We start from the raw sequence: 22,072 nt of genomic DNA, 5'->3' as shown, positions 1-22,072 counted from the left end.
TATCTACATTGGGGGGTGCACAGTATTTCCCTCCCCGCCGCTCTCCCGATCTGCTCCGGGGCCCGGCGGGGGGGGGGCCCCGCGCGCACTGCACGCGGGGCACCGCAACGCGGGGCGGACGGGGATCACAGGCCGCCGATGGCGATGTACTTGGTCTCCAGGAACTCGTCGATGCCGACCTTGCCGCCTTCGCGGCCCAGCCCGGAGGCCTTCACCCCGCCGAACGGGGCCGCCGGGTTGCTCACCACCCCCTGGTTGAGGCCGATCATGCCGCTCTCCAGGGCTTCGGAGACGCGCAGCGCCCGGTTGAGGTCCCGGGTGTAGACGTAGGCGACCAGCCCGTACTCGGTGTCGTTGGCCTGGTCGATGGCGGTCTGCTCGTCGGTGAAGGTGCTGATGGGTGCGACCGGCCCGAAGATCTCCTCCCGGGTCATGCGGGCCTGCGCGGGCACGTTCTTGAGGACCGTCGGCGGGTAGAAGTAGCCGTCGCCGCCGTGCCGGGAGCCGCCGACGACGACCTCGGCGCCGTGCCCGACCGCGTCGTTGACGAGGTCGTCGACCTTGCCCAGCTGGGTGGCGTCGATCAGCGGCCCCACCTGCACGTCCTCGGCGACGCCGCGGCCGATACGCAGCGCTGCCATGCGCTCGGCCAGGCGCCGGGAGAACTCGTCGGCGACGTCGGCGTGCACGTAGAACCGGTTGGCCGCGGTGCAGGCCTCGCCGATGTTGCGCATCTTGGCCTGCATGGCGCCTTCGACGGCGGTGTCGAGGTCGGCGTCGGCGAACACCAGGAACGGGGCGTTGCCGCCGAGTTCCATCGACACGTTGAGGACCTGCTCGGCCGACTGCTCGATGAGCTTGCGGCCCACCGAGGTGGAGCCGGTGAAGGAGAGCTTGCGGGCGCGCCCGTCGCGGATCATCGGTTCCATCACCGACCCGGCGCCGACGGCGGTCACCACGTTGAGCACCCCGTCGGGCAGGCCCGCTTCCTGCAGGATCTCGGCGAGCGCCAGCATCGACAGCGGCGTCTGGTGCGCGGGTTTGATCACCGAGGTGCAGCCGGCGGCGATGGCCGGGCCGATCTTGCGGGTGCCCATGGCCATCGGGAAGTTCCACGGGGTGATCAGCAGGGTGGGGCCGACGGGCTGCTGGGTGACCAGGAAGCGGCCGGTGCCGCTGGGGGCGACGGCGTAGTCGCCGCCGATGCGCACGGCCTCTTCGGCGAACCAGCGGAAGAACTCCGAGGCGTAGGTGATCTCGCCGCGCGCTTCGGGCAGCGGCTTGCCCATTTCGAGGGTCATCAGCAGGGCGAGGTCCTCGTGGCGCTGCTGGATGAGTTCGTAGGCGCGGCGCAGGATCTCCCCGCGCTCCCGCGGCGGGTGCTTGGCCCAGGTGGCCTGGGCGTCGTGCGCGGCGGCGAGGGCGGCGATGCCGTCTTCGGGGCTGGCGTCGGCGACCGAGCACAGCGCGCGGCCGGTGGAGGGGTCTTCGACCTCGTAGGTGCGGTCGCCGGTGGCCGGGCGCCACTTGCCGCCGATGAGCAGCTGCTTGGGGGCGGCGTCGACGACGGCGGCCTCTCGGGACTCGGTGCCTGCGGGGGAGCTGCTGGGGGTGCTCATCTCTGTTCTGCGGGCCTTCCGTGTCGGCGGGTGGACATGACGCAGTCGTGATGGTTGCATGTCCCTCGCGATTGTCAACAATCCTACATTCGAGATACGACAGCTTGGAGTCGGACATGGCTGAGCTCTCGCCGGCGTTGAAGCAGGCGACACCAGTGCTGGCCGCCCGCGGGGAGGGCGTCTACCTCTACGACGAGGACGACCGCCGCTACCTCGACTTCACCGCCGGCATCGGCGTCACCAGCACCGGACACTGCCACCCCCGCGTGGTCGAAGCAGCGCAGCGCCAGGTGGGCACCCTGATCCACGGCCAGTACACGACGGTGATGCACCGGCCGCTGCTCCAGCTGACCGAACGCCTCGGCGAGGTGCTGCCCGCCGGGCTGGACCGGATGTTCTACGTCAACTCCGGCAGCGAAGCGGTCGAAGCCTCCGTGCGGCTGGCCCGCCAGGCCACCGGGCGCCAGACCATCGTCGCCTTCCACGGCGGATTCCACGGCCGCACCATGGGCGCCGGTGCGCTGACCACCTCCGGGGTGAAGGTGCGCGCCGGCATCGGGCCGATGATGCCGGGCGTGGCGTTCAGCCCGTTCCCCGAGACCTACCGGCACGGCTGGTCCGAGGCCGAAGCGGTGCGCTTCGCCCTCGCCGAACTCGACCAGCTGCTGCTGACGGTCACCTCCCCGAAGGACACCGCCGCGTTCATCGTCGAACCCGTCCTCGGCGAAGGCGGCTACATCCCCACGCCCCCGGAATTCCTCGAAGGGCTGCGCGAACGCGCCGACCGGCACGGCATCCTGCTCATCGCCGACGAGGTCCAGACCGGGGTGGGGCGCACCGGGAAGTTCTGGGGGCACCAGCACTCCACCATCACACCCGACATCCTGATCACCGCCAAGGGCATCGCCAGCGGGTTCCCCATCTCCGGCATCGCCGCCTCCGCCGACCTGATGGGCAAGGCGTGGCCCGGCTCGCAGGGCGGCACCTACGGCGGCAACGCGGTCGCCGCGGCCGCCGCCCTGGCCACCCTGGACGTCGTGCGCGACGAGCACCTCGTGGACAACTCCGCCGAACAGGGCGCCCGCCTGCAGGAAGGGCTGCGCAAGGTCGCCGCCGAACACCCCGTCATCGGTGAGGTCCGCGGCCGCGGGCTCATGATCGGCAACGAGTTCACCACGCCCGACGGCCGACCCGACACCGCCACCGCCACCCGCGCCCACGCCGCCGCCGCCGAACGGGGCCTGCTGCTGCTGACCTGCGGTCCCGCGGGCAACGTGGTGCGGATGATCCCGCCGCTGATCGTCACCGCCGAGCAGGTCGACGACGGCGTCGCCCTGTGGTCCGAAGCCGTCGCGGCGGCCGTCGCCGGCTGACCCGCGCCGACCCCGGAGCACCCCGGCGGGGTGCGGTGCCCGTGCACCGCACCCCGCTGCTGCGTTCGGACGCGGGTTTTCCCGCGGATGCCCCGCACCCGTTGCGCCCGCCGGTTCCGGACGGGTGGTTTCCATACCGTTGCGGTAGCGGTGTGCCGATCGCCACGGCGCTTCTGGGATGCTGCACCGCACAGGTCGGCACGGAGCGTGTCGGCGAGTCGACTCCGCAGGTGTGAAGGTCATGAGTGATTGGTCGGCGAATCCGCCGAGGGGCCGACGGCCGCAGCAGGGCGGCTACGACTACTACGCCCGCAGCCGCGGTGGTGGCGGTGCGCCGCCGCAGCCACCACCCGCCCGCCGCACCGGGCCGCCGCCCCCGCCGCCGCGGCGCAAGCGGATGGGCTGGGGCAAGCGCATCGGCATCGTCGTGCTGGTGCTGCTGCTGGTCGTGGTCGGATTCGGCATCTACGTCGACAGCGTGCTGCAGCGCACCGAAGCCCTCGAGTACGACGGGCGCATCGCCGACACGCCCGGCACCAACTGGCTGCTGGTGGGTTCCGACAGCCGCGAAGGGCTCGACGAGTCCCAGCGCGAGGAGCTCTCGGCCGGGGACGCCGCCGGGCGCCGCACCGACTCGATGATGCTCGTGCACATCCCCACCGGCGGCGGCAAGCCCGCGCTGGTCAGCCTGCCCCGCGACTCCTACGTCCCGATCCCCGGGCACGGCAAGGACCGGCTCAACGCCGCGTTCTCCATCGGCGGCCCGCAGCTGCTGGCCGAAACCGTGGAAACGGTCACCGACGTGCACATCGACCACTACGCCGAGATCGGCTTCGGCGGGTTCTCCGACCTGGTCGACGCCGTCGGCGGCGTGGACATGTGCCTGGAGGAGCCGATGGAGGACGAGAAGGCCAACGCGCACCTGCCCGCGGGCTGCCAGGAGCTCGACGGGCCGCAGGCGCTGTCGTTCGTCCGCGCCCGCTACTCCCTCAAGGGCGGCGACCTCGAACGCGCGGAGAACCAGCGCAAGCTGCTGGGCGCGCTGACCGACAAGGCGATGGGCCCGGCGACGCTGCTCAACCCGTTCCGGATGGTGCCGCTGGCCAACGCGGCGGGCACCACGTTCCTGCTCAACGACTCCGACCACGTCTGGCACCTGTTCTGGCTGGTCAAGGCGCTCGGCGACGTCAGCGGCGGCAACGGGATCACCACCAGCGTCCCGTTCGGCGACTTCGTGCGCACCGACAGCGGCCAGTCCGTCATCAAGTGGGACAGCGCGAACGCATCCCGCCTGTTCGGGGCCATCGCGGCGAACGAACCGATCCCGGACGACCTCGTCGGCCCCTGATCGGCTCCTTGTCGGCGCAGTGCACGAACGAGAAGGGGTGGGACCGGAATCCGGTCCCACCCCTCCTTCGTGCCGCCGCCCGGGCCCCTACCCGGCGAACCGCGCCAGCTGCCCCGGATCGCCGTTGAACGTGTTCTGGTCACCGGGGAACACCCCGGTGTTGTTGAACTGCCAGATCGCCTGGTAGTCCCAGCCCGCCGGCAGCGGCCCCATCTCCGGGGCGAACCGCGCCAGCCACAGCGGGTTGTTCGCCGCGAAGTCCGGGTTCGACCCCGTGCACTGGTCCCACCAGCGGGTCGTGGTGTAGATCGTGGGGAACCGGCCGGTGCGGGCCTGGTAGGTGCCGCTGAAATCGGCGATCCACCCCGACATCTGCTCCGGGGACAGGCCGTAGCACGTGTCGCCGTACGGGTTCGACTCGATGTCCAGCGCCCCCGGCAGGGTCCGCCCGTCCGGCAGCCAGCCACCGCCGTGGTCGACGAAGTAGTGCGCCTGTTCGGCGCCGGTGGAGCTGTCGGGCAACCCGAAGTGGTAGGCGCCGCGGACCATGCCCGCCGCCGCCGCACCTTCGTACTGCTGCAGGTAGCTGTCGCTGGTGAACCCGATGCCCTCGCTGGCCTTGACGTAGGCGAACCGGGCCCCGTCGGCGTAGGCCCGCGGCCAATCCACCGCCCCCTGGTGCCCGCTGACGTCCATGCCCGCCACCCCCGGACCGCGCACACCGGGCAGGGAGCGGTCGGTGTCCTCGGTGGCGGAGCGGCCGACGCTGAACCCGGCCCACGCCCCGTCCGGGTCGGAGCGGTCCAGGCGCGGGGCCCCGTCCCCGGAGGCGGGGGTCGCGGCGGAAGCGGGGGACACGATCGCGGCCAGCAGCGCACCGGTCAACGCGGCCGTCAGCCCGTGGCGCAGCCGGCGGCTCCGGGACGGGCGTGGATGTCGGGGAACGGGCACGGCGGTTCGCCTCCAATGGTGCGGGACGTCCGGTCGGCGCACGCCCGGTCGGCCACTGCGGGTGCTCGCCCGGGTCGAAGATCGTGCGGGCGGAGGATAACCGCTTGATCGGCAACCCGCCCGATCTCAGTCGCTCGACCGTGACCGGAGCGGATTGGATATTCGCCGCCACGTCGGGTACCTGTCGGGCCATGGCAGAACGAACCCACGGACCCGGCGGCCCCCGGCGCGGCGGGCACGGCCGCCCCGACCGCCGGCCCGGGCGCGAGGGCGCCCCCCAACAGCACTCCGGGCCGCGCGACGCCGCCGGGCTGCGCGACGCCGCCGGGCTGCGCGCGCTGCTGCGCGAACTGCACGGCGCCGGCTACGGCCGCTACAAGACGCTGACCGGGGACTGGTCGTTCGACGGGTTCGACCTGGAGGTCCAGCGCGTCCAGCCCGACCCCTACGCCCCCGCCAGCCGCTGCGAGGTGCGGGTGCACCCCGCCACCGCGGGCCTGCCCGAGCAGCTGCGGTCCACACCGGTGCGGGCGCGGGCGGTGGCCGGGTTCCTGGTGCGCGCCGCGGAACGCCGGTTGCGCGAGAGCGGGCTGCGCGTCGACGCGGGCCGCCAGCAGGTCCTCGACCGCAGTTCCTGCCAGGTGCTGCCCGACGGCGGGGTGCGGCTGCGGCTGGGCATCGACCTGCCCGGGCGCGGGCGCAGCATCGACGGCCGCGCCGCCGAACGCGCCCTGTGCGACCGGGTGCCCGACGTGGTGGAGGCGGCGCTGCGCCACGCCACCGCCGACCAGGACCGGCTGCGGGAGTTCGTGGAATCGGTGGAGGACACCGACGCGCTGCGCGAGGAGCTCGCCGCCCGCGACCTGGTGGCGTTCGTCGCCGACGGCTCGGTGCTGCCGCGGCGCAGCGGCGTCGACGAACGCCCCCTGCCGGATGCGGTGCCGTTCCGCTCCCCGGAGTCGATGCGGGTGTCGGTGACCCTGCCCAACCGGGGCGAGATCACCGGCATGGGCATCGGAGAGGGCATCACCCTCGTCGTCGGCGGCGGCTTCCACGGCAAGTCGACGCTGCTGCGCGCCCTGGAGAACGGCGTGTACGACCACGTGCCCGGCGACGGGCGGGAACTGGTCGTCAGCCGCGAGGACACCGTCAAGGTCCGCGCCGAGGACGGGCGCCGCGTGCACCGGGTGGACGTGAGCCCGTTCGTGAGCCACCTGCCCACCGGCGCCGACACCACCGACTTCTCCACCGACAACGCCTCGGGCTCCACCTCGCAGGCCGCGGCGATCGTGGAATCGGTGGAGGCCGGGGCCGGGGTGCTGCTGGTCGACGAGGACACCGCGGCCACGAACCTGATGATCCGGGACGCGCGGATGCAGGCGCTGGTGGCCAAGGAATCCGAGCCGCTGACCCCGTTCCTGGACCTGATCCGGCCGCTGTCGCGGTCCCGCGGGGTCTCCACGGTGCTGGTGATGGGCGGCTCGGGCGACTACATGGACGTCGCCGACCGGGTGCTGATGATGGACTCCTACCGGGCGCGGGAGGTCACCGAGCAGGCCCGGCGGCTGGCGGCGACCCCGACCGGGCGCAGCCGGGAGGCCGAGGAGTTCCCGCCGGTGCGCGCCCGCATCCCCGACCCGTCCTCGCTCGACGGTCCGCGCCCGAAGGTGCGCTCGCGCGGCACCGATGCGCTGACGCTGGGCGAGTCGACGGTGGAGCTGCGCGCGGTGGAGCAGCTGGTCGACCCCGCCCAGGTCACCGGGATCGGGCTGGCGCTGGTGACGTGCGTGCGGGCAGGCCTGCTGGACGGGCGGCGCACGGTCGCCGAGGTCCTCGACGAATTCGGGGCGCGCGTCGCCGAACGCGGCGTGGCCGGGGTGGACGAGCGGTACGCGGGTGATTTCGCGGTGCCGCGCCGCTTCGAACTGGCCGCGGCGCTCAACCGGCTGCGGACGTTGCGGGTCGCGGCGTTCCGGGACTGATCGCTGCCCGGCGGGTTTCCCGTCCCGAGCCCGCCGGGCACACGGTGGTGGCAGGGTCGCTTCGGGAACGGAGGCCGATGATGCCGGGGCGCGGCGCGGCGGAGCAGTACCGGGACCGCGAGCACGCGGGGGAGGTGCTGGCCGAGCGGCTGGCCGACCGGACGTGGGTGCGGCCGGTGGTGCTAGGCCTGGCCCGCGGCGGGGTGCCGGTGGCCGCGCGGGTCGCCGCCCGGCTCGCCGCGCCGCTGCGGGTGGCGGTGGCCCGCAAGATCGGCGCGCCCGGGCAGCCGGAGCTGGCGCTGGGCGCGGTCACCGCGCACGGCCCGCCGAGCTACGACGAGCGGCTGCTGCGGTCGTTCCGGGTGGACGAGGCGGCGCTGGCGCGGGCGTGCGAGCGGGAACGCGCCACCGCCCGCGCCCGCGAAGAGCGCTTCGGGACCGGCCGGGAGCTGCAGGTCGCGGGACGGGACGTGCTGCTGGTCGACGACGGGCTGGCGACGGGGGCGACGGCGCGCGCCGCGGCGCGGATGCTGCGGCGACTCGGCCCGCGGTCGGTGGTGCTGGCGGTGCCGGTGGGCGCCCCGGACGCGGTGGCGGCGTTGCGGGCGGAGACCGACGAGGTGGTGTGCGTGCTGCAGCCGGTGGACTTCAGCGCGGTGGGGCAGTGGTACGGGAGCTTCGCGGCGACCACCGACGAGGAGGTCGCCCGGCTGCTGGCGAGCACCGGGTGATGGTGGCGCCGCCCGGTGCCGACCTGCACGGTGGTGACGCTGCGTGGTCCCGGCCCGGGCGGTGGGGGTGTGGCGGGATGTCGCCGGCCGTCCCACATCCCAAGAAAAGATCGTTGCGTGATGCGCAACCCAGGCGTGAGGTTGTGCGGGAAACGGGTTGTTCTCGAGAACTTTCGCACCGAAGGTGTGGTCTCTACCGCTTCCGTGGGGTTGGCTGAGCTGTTATGACCCTCCCCGCGCACTCCGATCACGCTCCGGCCCCGACCCAGCGGCGCTCGTCCGCCCCCGGCGGCAGGCGACCCGGGGTCGACGACGGTGGCTACACCGCGGAGGTCGCCCTCCAGGTCGGCGAAGCCGCCCACGTCCTGGGGGAACGGCTCGGCGATCCCGCCATGTCGCACTCGATCGCCGACCTGGAGCAGTCCACCCGCGGTTTCGCCGCCACCGCCGAAGGCATGGCCGCCGGGGTCGCCGGCATCACCGAGTGGTTGCGCGCCGCCGGGCACGCCGGCGCCCTGACCGGGCACGCCAGCGTCGTGGCCGAACGGCTCGTGCACGTCAGCCGCGAGCTGACCCGGCTCGCCGACGCGGTCGACGCCGCCGAACACCCCGCCTGATCACCGGCGCCCGCTCAGCCCTCGGGTTCGTCGCCCGCGGACGGCGGTTCGGGGCGCAGCAGGGCGGGGTCGTCGTCGGCGGGCGGTTCGGCGTCGAGCTCCTCCTGGGCGCGGGTGGGGTGGTTGCCCTGCAGGAGGCCGCGCACGTCCTGTTCCAGCGCGTCGTCCTGGGCGGGACCGTGCTTGTCGCTGCCGCGTTGCATCGGTGCCCTCCTTCCTTCGTGCGGCCCGCGTTCGGGCCGTCTCCGTCGTGGGGTCCCTCGCCTACCGTCGTCCGGGTGGTCGAATCCCGCTGCGCGGGAGGCGTATCCCACGATCTTTGAAGTTAGGCACGCTAACGAACTAGCGTGGGATGACGTGACCGCACACGACACCCGGGCGACCGCGACCAGAACCGACCGGGCACTGCCCCGCAGCTTCGTGCTGACCATCGCCGCCGGGACCGTGCTCCAAGCGCTCAACGCCTCCACCATGGCCGTGGCCCTGGTCGACATCCGCGACGAGTTCCACGCGGGCGCCGCCGCCTCCTGGCTGATCTCCGGGCTCTACCTGGCCACCGCCATCGGCTCGCCCACCGCCGGACGCCTGGCCGACCGCATCGGCCCACGCCGCGTGTTCACCACCTCCCTCGCGCTCACCGTGCTCAGCTCGCTGCTCGCCCCGCTCGCACCCGACCTCGGCTGGCTCATCGGGCTGCGCATCCTGCTCGGCCTGGGCACCTGCGCGGCGTTCCCCGCAGGCGTGGCCATGCTGCGCGCCGAAGCCGACCGGCGCGGCACCGCCCTGCCCGCCGGGGCGCTGAGCGCACTGGCCATCGGCGGCCAGGTCATGATCGCCTTCGGGCCCGTCGTCGGCGGGCTGCTGGTGTCCTGGCAGGGCTGGCAATCGATCTTCCTGATCAACGTGCCCCTCAGCGTCGCCGTCGGCATCGCCGCCCGGCGCCACCTGCCCGCCGACCCGCCCCGGCCGCCGACCACCACCACCGCGGTGCTGCGCGGCCTCGACCTGCCCGGCGGCGCCCTGTTCACCGGTTGCATCGCCGTGCTCATGCTGTTCCTGCTGTCCCTGGCCGACCAGCCCAGCTGGTGGCTGCTCGGACTGCTCGCCGTCCTCGTCGCCGCCTTCGCCGCGTGGGAACTGCGGGTGCCCGACCCGTTCGCCGACGTGCGGATGCTCGCCCGCAACCGGCCGCTGACCGGCACCTACCTGCGCACCGCCCTGACCTACGTCGCCTTCTACACCGTCTTCTACGGGTATCCGATGTGGCTGCAGAGCGCCCGCGGCCTCACCCCCGATCAAGCCGGACTGGTCGTGCTGCCCATCGCGCTGCTGGCGATGGGCTCGGTGGCCGTGGCCGGACGCGTCATCCGCCGCCGCGGCCACCGGCCCGTGCTGCTGGTCGGATCGGTGGCGCTGCTGGCCGGCGGGCTCGGACTGACCCAGCTGCACTCGGCCAGCGGCCTGGTGCTGCTGCTCGGCGTCGCCGCCGTGCTCGGCCTGCCCAACGGGTTCAACAACATCGGCAACCAAGCCGCCCTCTACCAGCAGGCCGACGCCGCCGACGCGGGCATGGCCTCCGGGCTCTACCGCACCTCCCAGTACGTCGGCGCCAACATCGCCGCCGCCGTCATCGAACTCGGCTTCGCCGGACCGGCCGCTGACGCCGGACTGCACCGGCTCGGTACCGTCGTAGCCGTGATCAGCGCCGTGCTGCTGGCAGGCGCCCTGGGAGAACGGCTCACCAGCGGGCGCCGCACGGGCGGTGCGTTCCCACCCGCACGGAGTTGATCACTATGGTGGCGTGGTGCGGGCACGAGCGGTGCCCGCCGGGGCAGGAGGTGTACCGGTGGATCGGGGCAGTGCAGGCGATGCGTCGGCCGCATTCGATTCGCTGCTCAACAGCCTCGTCGAAGGAGGCGGCGAGCAGCGCCGCACCGAACACGGCCCCGGCGGCCTCGGCCTGTCCAACCTCCTCGACCCCGAAGCCCACGACGTGGTCTCCAAAGCCATCCACGCCACCGTCGACTGGGGCAGCCGCGAACTCGACAGCACCCACCTGCTGTGGGCGGTCACCCAGGTCGACTCCACCGCCCGGATGCTCGCCGACTCCGGCGTCCGCGTCACCGACCTCGCCACCGGAGTCCGCACCGTCGCGGGCACCGTCGACGCCGTCGCGGGCGGACCGCGCCGCGCACCCGTGCTGTCCTCCTCCGCGCGCCGCGCCCTGCTCGGCGCCCACCAGCAGGCCCTCGGCGAAGGAGCCGAAGTCGTCGGCGCCCGCCACGTGCTGCTCGGCCTCGCTCACGACCCCGAATCCGTCGCGGGCCGCGCCCTGGCCCGCGCCATGGAAGGCGGCGACCGCACCACCCGCGGCACCAGCACGGGTTCGCTGAGCGCCACCCCGCGCCTGGACGAGTTCGGCCTCGACATGACCGAACTCGCCCGCAACGGCGCCCTCGACCCCGTCATCGGCCGCGACGAGGAGATCGACCAGGCCATCGAAGTCCTCGGCCGCCGCTCCAAGAACAACCCCGTGTTCATCGGAGACCCCGGAGTCGGCAAGACCGCCCTGGTCGAAGGCCTCGCCCAGCGCATCGTCGACCGCGACGTGCCCTGGCCGCTGGCCGGGAAACGCCTCGTGTCCCTGGACCTGGCGGGCATGGTCGCCGGGGCCAAGTTCCGCGGCGAATTCGAGCAACGCTTCCGCGACGTACTCACCGAACTGCGCACCCACCGCGACGACGTCGTCGTGTTCATCGACGAGATGCACAGCATCGTCGGCGCGGGCGCGGGGGAGGGCTCCATGGACGCGGGCACCATGCTCAAACCCGCCCTCGCCCGCGGCGAACTGCACCTGATCGGCGCCACCACCGTCGAGGAGTACCGCAAGCACGTCGAGAAGGACCCGGCGCTGGAACGCCGCTTCCAACCCGTCCTGGTGCCCGAACCGTCCGTCGAGGACACCATCCGCGTCCTCGACGGCGTCGCCGAGAAGTACCGCCGCCACCACCGGGTCCGCATCGCCCCCGACGCCCTCGACGCCGCCGCCCGCCTCGCCGACCGCTACCTCACCGACCGGTTCCTGCCCGACAAGGCCTTCGACCTGCTCGACCAGGCCTGCTCCCGGGTGCGGATGCGCCGCGGCGGCACCTCCTGGGCCCCAGAACCGCTCGTGGAGGCCTCCGACATCGCCGACGTCGTCGCCCGCCGCACCGGCATCCCCGTCGCCGAAGTCTCCGACCAGGACCGGCGCCGCCTGCTCGACCTCGAACAACGCCTCGCCGAACGCGTCGTCGGCCAGCCCATCGCCGTGCGCTCCGTCGCCGAAGCCGTCCGCCGCGCCCACGCCGGGCTCGCCGACCCCGACCGGCCCATCGGCAGCTTCCTGTTCCTCGGCCCCACCGGCGTCGGCAAGACCGAACTCGCCCGCGCCCTGTCCCGCGCCCTGTTCGGCGACGCCGACCGCATGGCCCGCTTCGACATGGGCGAGTTCCAGGACAAGCACACCGTCTCCCGCCTCATCGGCGCCCCACCCGGCTACGTCGGCTACGAGGAAGCCGGGCAGCTCACCGAACGCATCCGCCGCCAGCCCTACTCGGTGGTGCTGCTCGACGAAGTCGAAAAAGCCCACCCCGACGTGTTCAACACGCTGCTGCAGGTCCTCGACGCCGGACGCCTCACCGACGCCCAGGGCCGTGCCGTCGACTTCCGCAACACCGTGATCATCATGACCTCGAACATCGGTGCCGACCGCATCCTCGACTCCGCCGCCCCCGCCGACGAACTCGCCGACGCGCTCCTCGACGACCTGCGCGGCTTCTTCCGCCCCGAATTCCTCAACCGCATCGACGAGGTCACCGTCTTCCAAGCCCTCGGCGACCGCGAACTCGGCCAGATCACCTCGCTGCTGCTGGAACGCACCGCCGCTCAGCTGCGCGAGCAGGGCATCCGGATGGAGATCTCCGACGCCGCCATGACCTGGCTCGCCGAACGCGGCGCGGGCGGCGAGTTCGGCGCCCGACCCCTGCGGCGCATCATCCAGCGCGAACTCGACACCCGCCTCGCCTCGCTGCTGCTGGACGGATCGCTGACCGACGGGGGAGACGTCCTCGTCGACGTCCTCGGCGGCGAACTGTCCCTGCACGTCTCCGCCGCCCGCCACGGCGCACCCGGCGGCCGCCACGCCGCACCCGCGCACCGCCGCACCGGCGCACCCGCCTGACCCACCCCGCAGCACCCCGCCGGCGACCACGGCAATGGCACGGGCAGGCGGCACGGCGGTGCGCGGCCTGATCGTTTGCCCCGCGCCCCGTCCGGGTAGCCCGGCGAAGACCGGTGATCCGCACCCGCCCCGGGAGGCACCGATGCCGCAGACCCTGGCGCACAAGCTCATCGCCACCCACCTCACCGACGGCGAACCCGCCCCCGGCGCCGAGATCGGCCTGCGCATCGACCAGACCCTCACCCAGGACGCCACCGGCACCCTCGTCATGCAGGAACTCGAAGCGTTCGGGCTCCAGCGCGCCCGCACCCGCCTCAGCGTCCAATACGTCGACCACAACCTGCTGCAGACTGACGAGAAGAACGCCGAAGACCACGACTACCTGCGCACCGCCGCCGCCCGCTACGGCATCTGGTACTCCCGGCCCGGCAACGGCGTCTCCCACCCCACCCACATGCAGCGCTTCGGCACCCCCGGCGCCACCCTCGCCGGCTCCGACTCCCACACCTGCGCCGCCGGATCCCTGGGCATGCTCGCCATCGGCGTCGGCGGCCTCGAAGTCGCCCTCGCCATCACCGGCGCACCCCTGCGCCTGCGCATGCCCCAGGTGTGGGGAGTGCACCTCGACGGGCGGCCACCGCCGTGGGTGTCGGCCAAGGACGTGGTGCTGGAGATGCTGCGCCGCCACGGCGTCGCGGGCGGCGTCGGGCGCATCATCGAATACCACGGGCCCGGCCTCGCCGAACTCACCGCGATGGACCGGCACGTCATCGCGAACATGGGCGCCGAACTCGGCGCCACCACCACCGTGTTCCCCGCCGACGACGCAGTCCGCGACTTCCTGCGCGCCCAGGACCGCGACGCCGACTTCACCCCGCTGGCCGCCGACCCCGGCGCCACCTACGACCACACCGAGCACATCGACCTGTCCACCCTCGAACCGCTCATCGCCCGCCCGTCCTCGCCCGGCGACGTCGTGCCCGTGCGCGAAGCCGCAGGCGCCGACATCGGCCAAGCCGTCATCGGCTCCTCCGCCAACCCCGGGCTGCGCGACTTCGCCACCGCCGCCGACATGGTCCGCGGCCGCCGCATCGCCGAGCAGGTCAGCTTCGACATCAACCCCACCTCCCGCCAGACCCTCACCGACCTCGCCACCACCGGAGACCTCACCGCCCTGATCACCGCGGGCGCCCGCCTGCACCAGACCGGCTGCCTCGGCTGCATCGGCATGGGCCAAGCCCCCGCGGCAGGCACCCGCTCGCTGCGCACCTTCCCCCGCAACTTCCCCGGACGCTCCGGCACCCCCGACGACTCGGTGTGGCTGTGCTCCCCGGAAACCGCCACCGCCGCCGCCCTCACCGGCCGCATCACCGACCCCCGCGACCTCGCCGACGACCTCGGCCTGCGGCCCCACGTGCGGTGGCCGCAGCACACCGCGATCAACACCGGCATGCTCGTCGCCCCGCCACCGGCCGCCGAAGCCGAACGCATCCGCCCCGAGAAGGGCACCAACATCTCCGCGCTCCCGGAGTTCACCGCCCTGCCCGACCAGCTCGACACTCCCGTGCTGCTGATCACCGGCGACGACGTCTCCACCGACGAGATCTCCCCGGCCGGCGCCCGCGCCCTGCCGCTGCGCTCCAACATCCCCGCCCTCGCCCGCTTCACCTTCACCCGCCTCGACCCCGACTACCCGCGCCGCGCGGAGAACACCGGGCCGCACCTGATCGTCGGCGGCGACAACTACGGGCAGGGCTCCTCCCGCGAGCACGCCGCCATCACACCCCGCTACCTCGGCGTGCGGCTGGTCCTCGCGAAGTCCTTCGCCCGCATCCACTGGCAGAACCTCATCAACTTCGGCATCCTGCCGCTGCGGTTCACCGACCCCGACGACCACGACCGCATCGACCTCGGCGACGTCCTCACCACCAGCGGCCTGCGCGACGCACTCCGCTCCGGCGAACCCCTCACCCTCCGCAACACCACGAAGAGTCGCGACATCACCGCCGAACCTCACCTCTCCGAGCGACAGGTGGAGATCGTCCTCGCCGGAGGCATCATCGCGCTGTCGGCCACGTCCCCCTAAGTCTTCGCACGATGGTGGCCAGCCTTGTTTCGATCGGACTAGCGCTCCTACCGTGAGGAAACAGCGGTCGAGCACCCGGCCATGACGTCCCTGGCCCCTCGGAACCGCAGCGCCGCACCCCAGGCCCCGCCACCGAGATCACCGGTGGCCGCCGCAACGCGCCGCCGCGATCCCCGAGGACCCACGGACCCACCAGGCCGGCCCGCCGCGAGCAGCACTCGAACACGGGGGAGGCAGTGTGATTCTCGCGAACACCGGCAACAGCGACCGCACCGCGCACCAGCGGCACGACCAGGTCGAACTCGCACCGCAACGCACGATCACGCCACCTCGCGACCCAGGGGAACCCGTCATCGGCACCCCCGGCCACCCCCGCGCGCTGCGGCTCGCGGTGCACCGGCCCGACCCCGGCGTCGTCATCGTCCACGTCGGCGGCGAAATCGACCTCGCCGCCGCACCACGCCTCGGCGAAATGGTCCGCCAACGCCTCACCGCCGCCGCCCTGCGCGCCATCGTCCTCGACCTCGCCGACGTCACCTTCTGCAGCTCCGCCGGACTCGAACTGCTCCTGCACGCCCAACGCCGCGCCGAAGCCCGCCGCACCCCGCTCTACATCGTCTTCGGCACCGGAGCCGTGCTGCGGCTGATCACCCTCACCGGCCTCGCCGACCGGTTCACCAGCCGCGACACCACCACCCACGCGCTCGCCGACATCCGCCGCCACCACCTGTGACCGGACCGCGAGCTCACCACGGGCGGCACATCGCCACCCGCGGCCACCCCGGGAACACCGACCGCTCCGCGTCGAGCCGCGCCGCCAACCCCGGCGACAACGCCCCCTCCGGCACCACCCGGAACCCCAAACGCGCGTAGTACGGGGCGTTCCACGGCACCTCCCGGAACGTCGTCAACGACACCCCCGCGCACCCGCGCCGCACCGCCCGCGCACCCGCGTGCGCCAGCAACACCGCACCGATGCGCCGCCGCGCCCACCCCGGATCCACGCTCACCTGCGCCACGTGCAACGCCCCGTCGAGCACCTCCGCGGCCAGGAACGCCACCGGGCCCGGCCCCTGCACCGCCACCCACAACGAACCCGACTCCCGGAAACCCGCCAGCACCTCCACCGGCAACGGCGCGTCCGAGGCCACCCGCGCCATGCCCACCTCGGCGAAGCACCACCCCGAACGGCGCTCCACCTCCGGCAACACCGCCAGCTCCTCGGCCCGCGCCGCGCGAATCAACACCACCCCAGCATCACCACCCGCCCGCACCGGCGGCAACCGAATTCGAAACCGACCACACCGTTTCTCCCACCAACGGGGAAACCGCACCGCACAGCCCCGCGAGCGGGCACACTGGGCACCGTGACCGGATCACTGGAAGATCAGGTGGCGCAGCGGCACACCGCTCCCGCGCCCAGCATCGCCGACCCACCGAGCCTGGTGGAACTGGCCGCCGGAACCATCCGACACATGATCATCAGCGGTGGGCTCCGCTGCGGCGACCGCATCGTGGAGAACCGGCTCACCCACGAGCTGGGCATCAGCCGCCCACCCCTGCGCGAAGCGCTGCGCGTGCTCGAACACGAAGGCCTCGTGCGCCAACTGCCCCGCAGAGGCGTCATCGTCACCCCGCTGACCCTGCACGACATCTACGAGATCGTCACCCTGCGCCGCGAACTCGAACGCCTCGCCGTGCACCGCGGCATCCCCGTGCGCGAACCCGCCCGGCTGCGCCGCTGCCGCACCGCACTCGACGCCCTCACCGCCACCACCGGCGACCCCGCGCTGTTCGCCGAACGATCCCTGCAACTGCGCCTGGCCGTCATCGGCCTCGCGGGCAACGAACGCCTCGAGGACACCTGCCGCACCCTCGGCCTGCAGCTCATGCTCACCCTCACCCACCGCGTCGCACCCGCCCCCGACCTCGCCGCTCAACGACGACTGGTCGAGGTCATCGCCGACGGCGACCCCGATACGGTGCTGGCGGAACTGGCCCGCACCACCGACCCCCGCGCCTTCGACGGCATCGAGGGGGTCGTCGGCGGCCACTCCCACGACGCGGTGCAATGGCTGCGCCGCGAACGCGCCGACCCGGAGGACCCGTGAACGCCCCAGCCGACACCGCCCGCACCATCACCCTCGGCGAACACACCCCGCAGCTGGCCGAGAGCGCCTGGGCCGCACCCGGCGCCACCCTCATCGGCCGCGTGCACCTGCACACCGACGCCAGCGTCTGGTACGGGGCGGTGCTGCGCGGCGACAACGAGGACATCACCGTCGGCGAACGCAGCAACGTCCAGGACGGCTGCGTGCTGCACGCCGACCCCGGATTCCCCGCCACCGTCGGCCGCGGCGTCACCGTCGGGCACCGCGCCGTGCTGCACGGCTGCACCGTCGGCGACGACTGCCTGATCGGCATGGGCGCGGTCGTGCTCAACGGCGCGGTGATCGGGGAGGGTTCGCTGATCGCCGCCGGAGCAGTCGTCCTCGAAGGCGTCGAGATCCCGCCCGGCTCGATGGTCGCGGGCACCCCCGGCAAGGTGCGCCGCGAACTCACCGAGGACGAACGCGCCCGCCTGCGGTTCTCCGCCGAGGTCTACGTCGCCAACGCCGGCCGCCACCGCGACGCCCTCACCGGCTGACCCGCCACCGGCGCGGCAGGGGAGGGGAGCGGTACCCGCCGCACCGGCCTCGAACATGCGAAATGCCGTGGCTTCCGTCCGAAGTGGACGGGAGCCACGGCATCGTCAGCAAGCCTGCGTGGGTCGCGAGGTCTCACTTGATGTGGCGTTGACCGTGCTCGCCGGAGCACCGCCAGAGCGGTGGGCGCCGGTCCGCGACCCGGTGGGGCGCCACGTTCAGCCGGGGTGAACCGGGGCTGACGAACAGAGCCTTCAGCTCTGACCGCGACGGGCGGCCGAGCTCACGACCTGCGAGTGGGGGTGTCGCATCACGGTGCGAGCCCGTCCCATCTCCCGTGCCATGTCACCCAGCCAACGAACCAGACCTGCCATCTCGGCATCCCTTCACGCGTAGTGGTCCAGCCGCCACCACCCGCCCCGTGCCCCGCGAACTGGTGCGCCCCGGGTGAGCGAGTGGTGCCACCCCCGTAGTCGTCACTGGTGAACGCCGTGTTTCACCCTGCAAGTAACGAAGAGGTAACGACCACGGAGTGGGCCGATTTCACCCCCCACACCCGAATCAAACGATTCACCCCCGCCCGCCGAACCAGCGTGCGCAACGCCCCCGCCCTCGCCCTGTCAGCGGCGAAGCCGCTGAGCGGCGGCCACCAAGGACACCGGCACCGCCGCGGATTCTCAGCGGTGCTCACGCGAGGACAGCGTCTTCTCCTGCGGCGGAGCCACCTGCGAAGCAGCGAGGAGAACGCTCAGGTTCCGCCACCTGACCTCCCCAGCAACGGAACCAGAGCCGGACTCAAACAGGCCGACTGCCCACCGCATCCCGCACTTCTTCCACCATCGACATCCCCGACTCCCGCGCACAATGCGCACAGCAGAAGAACCGCCCGCTCACCTCCACCCCGTGCCCCAAGATCCGGCACCCGCAGTGCTCGCACTGCGGCGCCAACCGCTGCGCCGCGCACTCGAACGAATCGAACACGTGCACCCCGCCACCCGACGTGCGCACCTCGAAACTCATCCAGTACTCGTTCCCGCACACCTCGCACGTACCCATCACCACATCGCCTCCACGACCATCGGGGACCGCGCGCCACACCGGCACGCCCTGCGAAAGGCCCCAGCATGCGAGGCCCCGCGCACCCCGGCAACCGCCATGACCTGCACGAGCGATCACCCGGCCCGGTTCGGCGGCACTCACCCCCACCGGCGATGTGCCACGATGATCGACGCTCAGCAGTGGTCTGCACCAACCCGCTCCGAACGAGGGGACACCACATGCACGACGACCGCGCCGTAGTGGAAAAACGCCTCGACCGCATCCTCGCCGAACGACTCCGGCCCGCCGTGCACACCCGCACCCACCCCCTCGACATCGCCGCCTGGCACGTCCCCGGCGAACCCGTACCCGCCCACCAAGCCCTCCATGCCCAGTACACCCCCGTCCACATCGGACACGAATGGGGACCCGCCTGGGGAACCACCTGGTTCCGCCTCACCGGCACCCTCCCCGAAGACTGGGCCGACCAACCCGCCGAAGCCGTCATCGACCTCGGCTTCGACCTCGACCGCCCCGGATTCCACTGCGAAGGCCTCGCCCACACCGACACCGGCACCCCCATCAAAGGCCTCAACCCCCGCAACACCCACCTGCCCCTGCACGCCCCACCCGGACAACCCCTCACCTGGTACGTCGAAGCCGCCGCCAACCCCCTCATCCTCGGCGACAACGGCTTCCGGCCCACCCACCTCGGCGACCCACCACCCTGGCTCGACGGCGGCACCACCACCGGCGCCCCCCTCTACCGCCTCACCCGCGCCGACCTCGCCCTCCGCGACCTCACCGTCCACGAACTCGTGCACGACACCGAAGTCCTCGCCCAGCTCATGCGCGAACTCCCCACCGACTCACCCCGCCGCCACGACATCCTCCGCGCCCTCGAACGCATGCTGGACCGCCTCGACCTCCACGACATCCACACCACCGCACCCGCCGCCCGCCACGAACTCACCACCGCCCTCCACCGCCCCGCCCACACCACCACCCACCGCATCAGCGCCACCGGCCACGCCCACATCGACTCCGCCTGGCTCTGGCCCCAACGCGAAACCATCCGCAAAGTCGCCCGCACCGTCGCCAACGCCACCGAACTCATGACCCGCGACCCCGACTTCACCTTCGCCATGTCCCAGGCCCAGCAACTCGCCTGGCTCAAACAACACCACCCCGACCTCTTCGACCGCGTCCGCGAACACGCCCGCACCGGCCAATTCGTCCCCGTCGGCGGCATGTGGGTCGAATCCGACACCAACATGCCCGGCTCCGAAGCACTCGCCCGCCAATTCCTGCACGGCAAACGCTTCTACCTCGACGAATTCGGCATCGACACCCAAGAGGTCTGGCTACCCGACTCCTTCGGCTACAGCGCCGCCCTGCCCCAACTCGTCCACCACTCCGGCTCCCGCTGGTTCCTCACCCAGAAGATCTCCTGGAACCAGACCAACAAGTTCCCCCACCACACCTTCTGGTGGGAAGGCATCGACGGCACCCGCGTCTTCACCCACTTCCCACCCGTCGACACCTACAACGCCGAACTCACCGGCGCCGAACTCGCCCACGCCAGCCGCAACTTCACCGAACACGGCCACGCCACCCGATCCCTCGTGCCCTACGGCTACGGCGACGGCGGCGGCGGACCCACCCGCGACATGCTCGCCCGCGCCCACCGGCTCGCCGACCTCGAAGGCTCACCCACCGTCGAACTCCACTCACCAGCCGAGTTCTTCACCGCCGCCGAAGCCGACCACCGCGACCCCGCCGTCTGGTCCGGCGAGCTCTACCTCGAATTCCACCGCGGCACCTACACCTCCCAAGCCCGCACCAAACAAGGCAACCGCCGCAGCGAACACCTCCTGCGCGAAGCCGAACTCTGGTGCACCACCGCCCACACCACCCTCGGCCACGACTACCCCCACGACACCCTCGACCGGATCTGGAAAACCGTCCTCCTACACCAGTTCCACGACATCCTCCCCGGCTCCTCCATCGCCTGGGTCCACCGCGAAGCCGAACAGACCTACCAGCACGTCGCCGCCGAACTCCACGAACTCATCGACCACGCCCAACGCGCCCTCGCCGGCACCGGACCCGGCACCACCACCTTCAACGCCACCCCCCACGCACACCACGGCATCCCCGCCCTCGGCGCCGGAACACCCACCACACCCGCCGCCACCACCGCCACCGAGAACCCCGACCGCACCACCACCCTCGACAACGGCCGCATCCGCGCCACCATCGACCACCGCGGCCTGCTCACCTCGGTCCTCGACCTCGACACCGGCCGCGAAGCCCTCGCCCCCGGACACCCCGGCAACCTCCTGCAACTCCACCCCGACCACCCCAACGCCTGGGACGCCTGGGACATCGACGAGTTCTACCGCCACCAAGGCCACGACCTCACCGACACCGACCACATCACCCTCGACGGCACCACCCTCACCGTCCAGCGCAGCTTCGGGAACTCCACCCTCGTCCAACGCCTCCACCTGCACGGCCGCACCCTCCACATCGACACCGACATCGACTGGCACGAAACCGAAAAACTCCTCAAAGCCGCCTTCCCCCTCGACGTCCACGCCGACCGCTCCACCGCCGAAACCCAATTCGGCCACCTCCACCGACCCACCCACACCAACACCACCTGGGACGCCGCCAAGTTCGAGATCTGCGCCCACCGCTGGCTCCACGTCGGCGAACACCTCTACGGCCACGCCCTCATCAACGACTCCACCTACGGCCACGACGTCACCCGCCACACCCGACCCGACGGCGGCACCACCACCACCGCCCGCCTCTCCCTGCTGCGCGCCCCCCGATTCCCCGACCCCGACACCGACCACGGACACCACCACCTGCGCTACGCCCTCGTCGTCGGCGCCGACATCGGCGACGCCATCCGCGAGGGATACCGCCTCAACCTCCCGCCGCGCACCGTCCCCGGCAGCAACCCCGTCCCACCCCTGATCACCCTCGACAACCCGGACGTCATCGTCGAAGCCCTCAAACCCGCCGAAGACCGCAGCGGCGACATCATCGTCCGCCTCTACGAATCCCGCGGCGGCCGCGCCACCACCACCCTCACCCCGAACTTCCCGCACACCACCATCACCCCCACCGATCTGCTCGAACGCCCCACCGGACCCGCCCGGGACCACACCGAACCCCTCACCCTGCGCCCCTTCCAGATCCGCACCCTGCGCATCACCCGAACCTGACCCGCCGGTACCGGGACCAGGGGAGCGGGGCACCGACCCGACCCGGTGAAACCAGCGGCGCGCCGGGGTGAACAGCGCCGATCCGGTGATCGCCACCGCGCCCCGCCACCACCCGCTCCGCATCATGGCCGCAGAGCCCGGACACCTCGGTGGTCGTGTTCGACACCGAGCACCACGCGGCGCTGCTGCCGTGGGCGGGGGAGCGGCTGCACCGCCTCGAC

17 protein-coding genes are annotated in these 22,072 nt (G+C 72.4%); 12 read left to right on the top strand and 5 right to left on the bottom strand.

Annotated features, from left to right (window positions below):
• Nucleotides 1-125 precede the first annotated feature (125 nt).
• A complete protein-coding gene (locus ABZ805_RS26310) occupies nt 126-1,619 on the bottom strand; it encodes an NAD-dependent succinate-semialdehyde dehydrogenase (protein WP_358445632.1) in 1,494 nt (497 codons plus the stop codon).
• 116 nt (nt 1,620-1,735) lie between these two features.
• Here ABZ805_RS26310 and ABZ805_RS26305 point away from each other — a divergent pair, with 116 nt between their 5' ends.
• Entirely contained in the window at nt 1,736-2,992 is a 1,257-nt protein-coding gene (locus tag ABZ805_RS26305; protein WP_358445629.1) for an aminotransferase class III-fold pyridoxal phosphate-dependent enzyme, read from the top strand.
• A gap of 241 nt (nt 2,993-3,233) precedes the next feature.
• Nucleotides 3,234-4,340, top strand: a complete 1,107-nt coding sequence (locus ABZ805_RS26300; RefSeq protein WP_358445625.1) for an LCP family protein — start codon at nt 3,234-3,236, stop codon at nt 4,338-4,340.
• Between the two features lie 87 nt (nt 4,341-4,427).
• On the opposite strand, the gene ABZ805_RS26295 is transcribed toward ABZ805_RS26300, so the two are convergent.
• Entirely contained in the window at nt 4,428-5,291 is an 864-nt protein-coding gene (locus ABZ805_RS26295; protein WP_358445622.1) for a lysozyme, read from the bottom strand.
• 191 nt (nt 5,292-5,482) lie between these two features.
• Here ABZ805_RS26295 and ABZ805_RS26290 point away from each other — a divergent pair, with 191 nt between their 5' ends.
• The 3 genes from ABZ805_RS26290 to ABZ805_RS26280 all read left to right on the top strand — a co-directional run bounded on the left by ABZ805_RS26290 (nt 5,483) and on the right by ABZ805_RS26280 (nt 8,621).
• The gene (locus ABZ805_RS26290) at nt 5,483-7,273 is read left to right on the top strand and encodes an ABC-ATPase domain-containing protein (RefSeq protein WP_358445619.1); all 1,791 of its coding nucleotides are present in this window, start codon (nt 5,483-5,485) and stop codon (nt 7,271-7,273) included.
• Between the two features lie 80 nt (nt 7,274-7,353).
• The gene (locus tag ABZ805_RS26285) at nt 7,354-8,004 is read left to right on the top strand and encodes a phosphoribosyltransferase family protein (RefSeq protein ID WP_358445635.1); all 651 of its coding nucleotides are present in this window, start codon (nt 7,354-7,356) and stop codon (nt 8,002-8,004) included.
• A 224-nt stretch (nt 8,005-8,228) separates the two neighbouring features.
• A complete protein-coding gene (locus ABZ805_RS26280; RefSeq protein WP_358445617.1) occupies nt 8,229-8,621 on the top strand; it encodes a hypothetical protein in 393 nt (130 codons plus the stop codon).
• 14 nt (nt 8,622-8,635) lie between these two features.
• Here the strand turns inward: ABZ805_RS26280 and ABZ805_RS26275 are convergent, their stop codons facing one another.
• Nucleotides 8,636-8,824, bottom strand: coding sequence for a hypothetical protein (locus ABZ805_RS26275; protein ID WP_358445614.1), 189 nt, complete (start codon nt 8,822-8,824; stop codon nt 8,636-8,638).
• A gap of 154 nt (nt 8,825-8,978) precedes the next feature.
• Between ABZ805_RS26275 and ABZ805_RS26270 the strand changes: the two genes are divergently transcribed.
• The 4 genes from ABZ805_RS26270 (at nt 8,979) to ABZ805_RS26255 (ending at nt 15,662) form a co-directional block, all read left to right on the top strand.
• Nucleotides 8,979-10,409: an MFS transporter gene (locus tag ABZ805_RS26270; RefSeq protein ID WP_358445612.1), complete on the top strand. Its 1,431-nt coding sequence runs from the start codon at nt 8,979-8,981 to the stop codon at nt 10,407-10,409.
• Nucleotides 10,410-10,467: 58 nt separating this feature from the next.
• Nucleotides 10,468-12,843, top strand: coding sequence for an ATP-dependent Clp protease ATP-binding subunit (locus ABZ805_RS26265; protein ID WP_358445608.1), 2,376 nt, complete (start codon nt 10,468-10,470; stop codon nt 12,841-12,843).
• Between the two features lie 142 nt (nt 12,844-12,985).
• Nucleotides 12,986-14,929 carry an aconitate hydratase gene (locus tag ABZ805_RS26260; protein ID WP_358445604.1) on the top strand — a complete coding sequence of 648 codons (1,944 nt, stop codon included), beginning with the start codon at nt 12,986-12,988 and terminating at the stop codon, nt 14,927-14,929.
• 238 nt (nt 14,930-15,167) lie between these two features.
• The gene (locus ABZ805_RS26255) at nt 15,168-15,662 is read left to right on the top strand and encodes an STAS domain-containing protein (protein ID WP_358445601.1); all 495 of its coding nucleotides are present in this window, start codon (nt 15,168-15,170) and stop codon (nt 15,660-15,662) included.
• A gap of 13 nt (nt 15,663-15,675) precedes the next feature.
• Here the strand turns inward: ABZ805_RS26255 and ABZ805_RS26250 are convergent, their stop codons facing one another.
• On the bottom strand, nt 15,676-16,176 hold the full coding sequence (locus tag ABZ805_RS26250) for a GNAT family N-acetyltransferase (protein ID WP_358445598.1): 501 nt from the start codon (nt 16,174-16,176) through the stop codon (nt 15,676-15,678).
• Nucleotides 16,177-16,296: 120 nt separating this feature from the next.
• Here ABZ805_RS26250 and ABZ805_RS26245 point away from each other — a divergent pair, with 120 nt between their 5' ends.
• Nucleotides 16,297-17,040 carry a GntR family transcriptional regulator gene (locus ABZ805_RS26245; RefSeq protein WP_358445596.1) on the top strand — a complete coding sequence of 248 codons (744 nt, stop codon included), beginning with the start codon at nt 16,297-16,299 and terminating at the stop codon, nt 17,038-17,040.
• Nucleotides 17,037-17,576 (top strand): gamma carbonic anhydrase family protein, encoded by a 540-nt coding sequence (locus tag ABZ805_RS26240; RefSeq protein WP_358445593.1) that lies wholly within the window; start codon nt 17,037-17,039, stop codon nt 17,574-17,576. Before ABZ805_RS26245 ends, ABZ805_RS26240 begins: the two co-directional genes overlap by 4 nt.
• Before the next feature lie 793 nt (nt 17,577-18,369).
• On the opposite strand, the gene ABZ805_RS26235 is transcribed toward ABZ805_RS26240, so the two are convergent.
• Nucleotides 18,370-18,630, bottom strand: a complete 261-nt coding sequence (locus ABZ805_RS26235) for a Prokaryotic metallothionein (RefSeq protein WP_358445590.1) — start codon at nt 18,628-18,630, stop codon at nt 18,370-18,372.
• Nucleotides 18,631-18,851: 221 nt separating this feature from the next.
• On the opposite strand from ABZ805_RS26235, the gene ABZ805_RS26230 reads away from it, so the two are divergent.
• Nucleotides 18,852-21,851, top strand: coding sequence for a glycoside hydrolase family 38 C-terminal domain-containing protein (locus ABZ805_RS26230; protein ID WP_358445587.1), 3,000 nt, complete (start codon nt 18,852-18,854; stop codon nt 21,849-21,851).
• Nucleotides 21,852-22,072: the final 221 nt, after the last annotated feature.

The sequence above is a fragment of the Saccharopolyspora sp. NPDC047091 genome (assembly GCF_040643635.1).
Taxonomy (GTDB): Bacteria; Actinomycetota; Actinomycetes; order Mycobacteriales; family Pseudonocardiaceae; genus Saccharopolyspora_C.
The sequence above is the reverse complement of the archived record's forward strand: the minus strand, read 5'-3'. Positions and strand labels throughout refer to the sequence as shown.